Here is a 5,930-nt window from a genome sequence, read left to right on the forward strand (position 1 = left end):
CGCGCGGTCTGCTCCGCAGACGCGACGCGCCGCCACTACGCGGCGGAAAAGCAGGCACCGCGCTCCGCGCGGTATCGGGCCTGCGGCCCCGGATGCCGGGCCACTCCGTGGCCCTTGGTCACGGGTCGCTGCTCCGCATCGACCGTGTGAGCATCCACTCCGTGGCTGCTCAGGGCCCGCTACGCGGGCGGCTGGCTAGGTGGAGGGGTGGCCTCGGTCGGAACATGAGGATCGGGGGCCGGCGCCCGGAACTCTCCCCCACCATGCCACCTCGGACGATGCGTCAAAACATGATCCCAGATGAGATTGGGAATCAGCACGCACCACCTGAGACATCTCACGCACCCTCAAAAACCCCACTCCCCGAACTCACCCACTACCAGAAAAGGCATCCCTTGAGCGCCTGAAAGGAACTGAATTCGGAATCTGAGAGCCTGTTCATTCCGAATCCGAAAGTGCGTCAAAAATCAACCCAGCTCTTTTCAGGAATCAGCACAGATGCCCTCCCAGCCTCGCTTGATAAAACACGAAACGCCCCTCCGCGCGCAGGGCCAGTTTCGGCGCAACATCCGAGGAGATTGTCAGCGTGACGGCTGACCTCCACAGCCGGGCACCAGGCCCAGCCCGCGCGCGGCGCCGCCGACGCGCGAGAAAACTGGCCGGCCGCCGATCCCCGAGGCGCTCCGCCCGCCCCGGCTCGCCGCGCCCGACGGGCACCTGACGCCCCAGAACCCCCGCACGCCTCTCCGTGAGCGGCGAACGCGGGCCGCCCCGGGCCAGGGGGCCCGGAGCGGCTGATAGCCGCTCAGAGAGGCGCACAGGGGGCCTGGAACGGTGTGTGCGCCTCTGCTGTCGCAACGGCCCCTGCTACTGCTGCCGCTTGGCGCTCGGCCTTCACGCGGTCGCGCTCTTCCTGCGCCCGCATCCGGCACCGGCGCTCTACGCCATGAGCTGGTTCAGTCCCAAGCTGGTCGCGCCGGCGGCTCCGAGGGCGGCCAGGGGGCCGGCGAGGGGAAGGACAACGGCACCGGCCACGAAGCTGGCGATGAGGATGATGGCCCATCGCTGGGGCAGGGGCTCGGGGCCATTCTGGTTGGTGTTGGGTTCCACTAGTCTCCTTGGTGAGGTCTGAACTGAGACGGCCCCGGGTTGCACCCCGGGGCCGTTCGCGTCAACTGCGAACGGCGAGCCGCCGAGACCCGTCTGACGAGGCCTCACCTCAATGATCCTGGGCGCGGAGGCCCAACTTCAGGGCGTCACTCAACGTTTTGATCCGCACTAAGTTGTCTTGTAACTATTGACTATCTACATAGTGCGGATCAAAACGTTGCGATCGAAACGTGAGATGGGGGGATACATGGCCGATGCAAGGGAATCCAACCTGCGGCGGCTGCGCCGACTGGAGCAGATGGACAAGATCCGTTCTGTCGAGGGGGCGAACAGTGCGCTAAAGGACCTCTGGAGGGATGGGAAGAAGCCAGAGTCCATCGTTCTGCGCAGCGCTTTGGTAGCGCCCCGTGACGATGGCAATGCCCCCTCCTTGCTATCCCGGCTGGTGCTTCCCAAGGGGATCGCGCTGCGCTTCTATCTGATCGCGGTCTTCGAGGCTCAGTGCCGGCTTGAGACGGGGAAGCAATGGACGAATGCCCTGCCGTTGTCAGGTCGAGGGTCCTGGTCGGATCTCTTCGCTACGGACGGCGCCTACGACGCCAAGTCGGGGGTGTATATGCACGAAACCGTCAACGGCAGGACGGCCGAGGACCTGCGCCTGCGGCAGGTCCAAGGGGCTCTGCGGACCCTGGAAGGGCTTGGTAGCGATTACCGCGCCACGCCCTGGTCGATGTCCGCCGGGGGAAGCGGGAACAGAGGCTGTACGAGTCGTTCCGGCTCATGAATGAGTCCGGCCGCGGCGGCAACCAGAGCCCGGATACCTACGTGGTACCTGAGGACCAGTGGCGCGCCGGCGCCACGATCGAGATCCCGGTGCACTTCTTTCTGAACGGCTGGGCTCAGGTACTCAATCCTTCCGAGGTCGCCACCTGGCTCGCGTTCAGGGTGCTCAGCAAGTGGGCCCCGGACAACCATCTGACGTCCGGTGTCTACGTCCACGGCGAGATGCGGGCGAACACTTTCGGGCTCCGCCGAGACGCCTGGGAGGATGGCTGCCAACGGCTGCGCGACTTTAGGCTGATGCGCTTCGCCCGTGCCGTGAGCGAAGAGGAGGCCACCAAGCCCTTGAGCGCCGATAACGACGCGTTTTGGGACTACATGGTGTCCTCCTCTCGGAAGCGGTACGAGCCGTATCGCTATCAGGTGACAGACCAAGGGCTTGAACAGGACGCCATGAAGGTGTGCAGGAAGGAACTCACCTTTCGGCAGAAGCGGCTCGATGAGGCGGCAGCCAAGCGCCGTGGTGCGTCCGCTGGATGAGGGACGATGTCGGCCGACGTTCTACGGAACGGTGCAGTTGTGCTTGCAGGCGGTGGCTCGGCCGTGGCTGCGGGCCTTCTGTCAATACATCAGCGGTTGTGGTGGCATCCGGCGGACTCTTCGGGATCAGGCCACAAAGAGTGGCAGGGCAGACCGGCACAGCCGCCGACGCCGGGCACCAGGCCCGGCCCGCGCGCGGCCCCGCCGACGCGCGCGAGAAAACTGGCCGGCCGCCGATCCCCGAGGCGCTCCGCCCGCCCCGCCCCCACCCTCTCCATTTCGGCAGTTCAGGCGGCAGGGGGGTGCGCAGAGGGGATGTCAGCACCCCGACCACGCCTTTACAGGCATGGTGACCTGCATAAACTCACGACGCCCCGGAGAGAGGGGGCAACAGATAGTGCAAGGAATGATGCAAGAGAAAGCGCAGGAGAAAGTGCAGGAGAACTCTGGGCCGAAAGCAGATCTCAGCCGATTCTCTGAAAGGCAAACGCAGATCTGGTAATTGTCAGGCCGGATAGCAGGGTAGTTCCTCGTCGGCGTGGCCGCCGGTTTTGAGGGTCCGCCGCGGGGACGGGGGCGCGGGCGGGCGTGTGCCGAGTACGCCTCGGGCTCGCAGTTCGTCGAGGTCGGACAGGCGCTCTCCAGGGAGAGCGTCGAGCAGGTCGGCCTGGGCGGCGCGGATGCTGGGCGCTGGAGCCTGGGGGCCTGTGCCAAGGGCGCGGCGAACGGTCACGCCGGTCATCGTACGGGCAGCGCGTCACCGATCGACCCCGGCCGCCGGGCTCCCGTGCAACGGGGTGCCGGTGCGGCGGCCGGGGTCGTGGTCCAGGCGCAGCGTGGCCCTGGCCTGCGGTGGTCGGGGCTGTGGTCGGGGCTGTGGTCGGGGTTGTGGTCGGGGCGGGCCCGGCCGCCTAGTTGAGGACCTGGACCTCACCGACCCGCACGCCGAACGCGGTCTGTCGGGTCTCGGTGAACTCGCCGCCGTCGTTGAGGGCGGGGGCCGTCCACGTGACGGTCCAGGTCGCGGTGGCGGTGCCCTTGTAGCGGCCGTCCGGCTGGTCTGCGGCGCTCCGTTCGTAGCGGTGGCCGCAGTCCGGGGACGTGGACTTGCCGCGGTCAGCGCTGTACGGGGTGCCGGGGCCGTGGCAGGTGACTGTGGTGCCGTCGCCCATGTCCCACCGGATCGTCGACACCTTCGCCATGGCGGTGACGGTGACGCCGCCCGCCGTCGCCTTCGCGGTCGCCGGGCCGTACGACGACGTCGAGCGGGTCACCCACATCCACATCGGCATCCCGACCACGTACTTCCCAGCCGCACGGGGGCTGGCCACCTTCGGGCCTACCAGCTTCATGGAGTCGACCGCGCGGCGCGCCACCAGCTCGGGGTCGATCGTGGGCGCGGCCGGGCCGGCGGCGCCGGTCGGGACGAACGTGAAGCCGACCCTGCCGCCCTCGCACCAGACTCGGTAGATGGCGCCGTCCTTGGGCTTCTTGCCGTCCCAGGCCAGGTTCTCCGCCGGGGGCTGCGGGTCCGCCTTCTCGTACGTGCACTTGGGCGCCGAGCCGCCCGAGCCGCGGTTGCCGGCGGGCTTTGCCTTGGCGCCCGGACCGCCGCCCGGACTGCCCGAGCCGCTGTTGTCCGACGCGCAGACCGTGACCGACAGCAGCGATCCCCGGCAGCCGGGGTCGTTGCCGAGGGTCGTCCCGTCATCGGCCAACCGCCACCGGGGCGAGAACGCCCGCCAGGACCACGGCGGCCGCCGCCGCCCGTCTCAGCACGTGCGCGCCCCGTCCGGGGCGTAGTCGGTGATCATCCAGCCGCCCGGCCATTTCTCGGCTGTCGCTGTCGCGACGTACCGCAGCGGCTGGGCCGAGGGCAGCGGGATCGGCTTGCCCGTCTTGGTGTCGAGCGTCTCCCACTTCGCCAGGTCCACGCAGTCCTGCACCGTGGCCTTGGGCAGCTTCCCGGCCGTGTCGAGCGCGGTCACCTTCGGGCTGTGCCCGAGGTCGCCTCGGATCACGGTGCTGTTCTTCTTCATGTGGGCCAGATCGGCCTCAAACTTCGACAGCGCGTCCAGCGCCGCGTACTTCTTCAGGTCCGTGCCCTTGGCGTCCGCTTTCCGGTACGCCTGCATCTGCTCGCCCCACATGGAGGTGTACGAGGCGAGCACCGCGGCCTTGTCCGCCGCTTGCGGGTCGGTTGTCGACGTCGCGGGCGCGGGCGTCGCCGAGGCGGCTGGCGGGGCTCCAGACGGCTTCGCCGCGTCATCGCCGCCACCGCATCCGGCGAGCAGCAGAGCGAGCGGTACGGCGCCGTACAGCGCCGCCGTGCGCCTCGGTCGAGTCGTCATCATCCAGGCCACCCCCGTGTGTTGATCAGTCGACGCTCACCGTAACGCGGCGCAGCCGAACGCTCACGGCCCTTTGTCCCGGGCGGGGTGGATGAGGGGGACCTCTCTCCTGCAGAGAGACACCTGATGCGGCTAAGCCGTCAAATCAATCGACAGCCATCCATGCCGTCGGCGACGATGCGGTGCCGCTGATCGCCTCACCAGGAGCCTCTGTGTCGTCCAGAACCGCAGACATCGACTTCACGTTTGCGCCCGAGGTCACGGTCCGGACCATCGTCGAGGCCCTGGCCACCTCAGGGTGGTCGCTGGAGGAGCCGCTCTCGTACATGGTCAACGACAACGACCTGTACGACTGGCAGTCGACCACCAACGACCACACGAGGGAGGTCCTGGCCCTCCTGGACGCGCCCGAGCATGCGAAGTACCACGTCGCCGTCTGCGTCTACCACGCGCAAGCGGGCACCGGCGGTCAGCTCCTCTTCTTCCCGCACCGCACAGCCTGCAGCTTTAGCCCCACCATTAACCGGCGGAGCCTGGCTGGCTCGGCCAGCTTCACCGATGTGAGCTGGTACCTCCACGCACTGGTGCCACCCCTGCTGGCCCTTGGGCTGGAAGGCTACGAAGCCAGGGACATCGGCTTCTGAGGCTCGGTTCAGCCAGTGGGGACAGGCGGGGGAAACGCTGTACCTTCCTCGAAGTGGCATCGGTGCAGCAGGCAGTGGTGCAGCTGCCCGAGCATCCGATTGAACAGGTGCCTCAGGGCCTGGGCATGCCAGTCTCCGTTCTCGCGCCGTCGCCGGTAGTGGGCGTTGGCTCCTGGCGAGTGGGTGAGGGTGGCGAAAGCCCACAGGTATCCGGCGTGGTTCAGCCGGTTGTTCTTCACGAACCGGCGCCCGACGTACTTGCGTTTCCCGGACGCCCGGGTGATGGGCGCCGCGCCCGCGTATGCCTTCAGTCCGCTGGCAGTGGCAAAGCGCGTGCGGTCATCACCGATCTCAGCCAGGAGGCGGGCACCAACCTGCGCGCCGATGCCGGGAAAGCTCAGCATGATCGGCGCGTCGGGGTGGGCGCGGAAGGTCCGCTCGACCGCCTTGGCGAGCTCATCGACGGCCTTGCAGACCGCGTTCAACTGGGCCAGCAGGGTCTTGG

Annotated in this window: 8 protein-coding genes; 3 read left to right on the top strand and 5 right to left on the bottom strand. The window is 67.9% G+C overall.

All coding sequences use genetic code 11. From position 1 onward, the window contains the following. Positions 1-939: 939 nt before the first annotated feature. Positions 940-1,110: a hypothetical protein gene (locus ACWCQ6_RS35235; RefSeq protein ID WP_451096304.1), complete on the bottom strand. Its 171-nt coding sequence runs from the start codon at positions 1,108-1,110 to the stop codon at positions 940-942. Positions 1,111-1,357: 247 nt separating this feature from the next. Here ACWCQ6_RS35235 and ACWCQ6_RS35240 point away from each other — a divergent pair, with 247 nt between their 5' ends. Then, on the top strand, positions 1,358-1,894 hold the full coding sequence (locus ACWCQ6_RS35240) for a hypothetical protein (RefSeq protein WP_451096306.1): 537 nt from the start codon (positions 1,358-1,360) through the stop codon (positions 1,892-1,894). Next, positions 1,891-2,430 (top strand): hypothetical protein, encoded by a 540-nt coding sequence (locus ACWCQ6_RS35245; protein WP_451096308.1) that lies wholly within the window; start codon positions 1,891-1,893, stop codon positions 2,428-2,430. Before ACWCQ6_RS35240 ends, ACWCQ6_RS35245 begins: the two co-directional genes overlap by 4 nt. A gap of 505 nt (positions 2,431-2,935) precedes the next feature. On the opposite strand, the gene ACWCQ6_RS35250 is transcribed toward ACWCQ6_RS35245, so the two are convergent. The 3 genes from ACWCQ6_RS35250 to ACWCQ6_RS35260 form a co-directional block, all read right to left on the bottom strand. Continuing rightward, positions 2,936-3,163, bottom strand: coding sequence for a hypothetical protein (locus ACWCQ6_RS35250; protein WP_451096310.1), 228 nt, complete (start codon positions 3,161-3,163; stop codon positions 2,936-2,938). A 178-nt stretch (positions 3,164-3,341) separates the two neighbouring features. Continuing rightward, positions 3,342-4,148 carry an ATP/GTP-binding protein gene (locus ACWCQ6_RS35255; protein WP_451096312.1) on the bottom strand — a complete coding sequence of 269 codons (807 nt, stop codon included), beginning with the start codon at positions 4,146-4,148 and terminating at the stop codon, positions 3,342-3,344. Between the two features lie 54 nt (positions 4,149-4,202). Further along, a complete protein-coding gene (locus tag ACWCQ6_RS35260; protein ID WP_451096314.1) occupies positions 4,203-4,784 on the bottom strand; it encodes a hypothetical protein in 582 nt (193 codons plus the stop codon). A 209-nt stretch (positions 4,785-4,993) separates the two neighbouring features. On the opposite strand from ACWCQ6_RS35260, the gene ACWCQ6_RS35265 reads away from it, so the two are divergent. After that, on the top strand, positions 4,994-5,425 hold the full coding sequence (locus ACWCQ6_RS35265) for a hypothetical protein (protein ID WP_451096316.1): 432 nt from the start codon (positions 4,994-4,996) through the stop codon (positions 5,423-5,425). A gap of 8 nt (positions 5,426-5,433) precedes the next feature. On the opposite strand, the gene ACWCQ6_RS35270 is transcribed toward ACWCQ6_RS35265, so the two are convergent. Then, on the bottom strand, positions 5,434-5,930 hold a 497-nt coding region (locus tag ACWCQ6_RS35270; RefSeq protein ID WP_451096318.1), incomplete at its 5' end, for a transposase.

Source organism: Streptomyces sp. NPDC001880, assembly GCF_053594575.1.

Excerpts from the sequence above, each read along its gene's own strand:
- ACWCQ6_RS35240 (WP_451096306.1), top strand. The coding sequence starts at position 1,358 with ATGGCCGATGCAAGGGAATCCAACCTGCGGCGGCTGCGCCGACTGGAG.
- ACWCQ6_RS35245 (WP_451096308.1), top strand. The coding sequence starts at position 1,891 with ATGAATGAGTCCGGCCGCGGCGGCAACCAGAGCCCGGATACCTACGTG.
- ACWCQ6_RS35260 (WP_451096314.1), bottom strand. The coding sequence starts at position 4,784 with ATGATGACGACTCGACCGAGGCGCACGGCGGCGCTGTACGGCGCCGTA.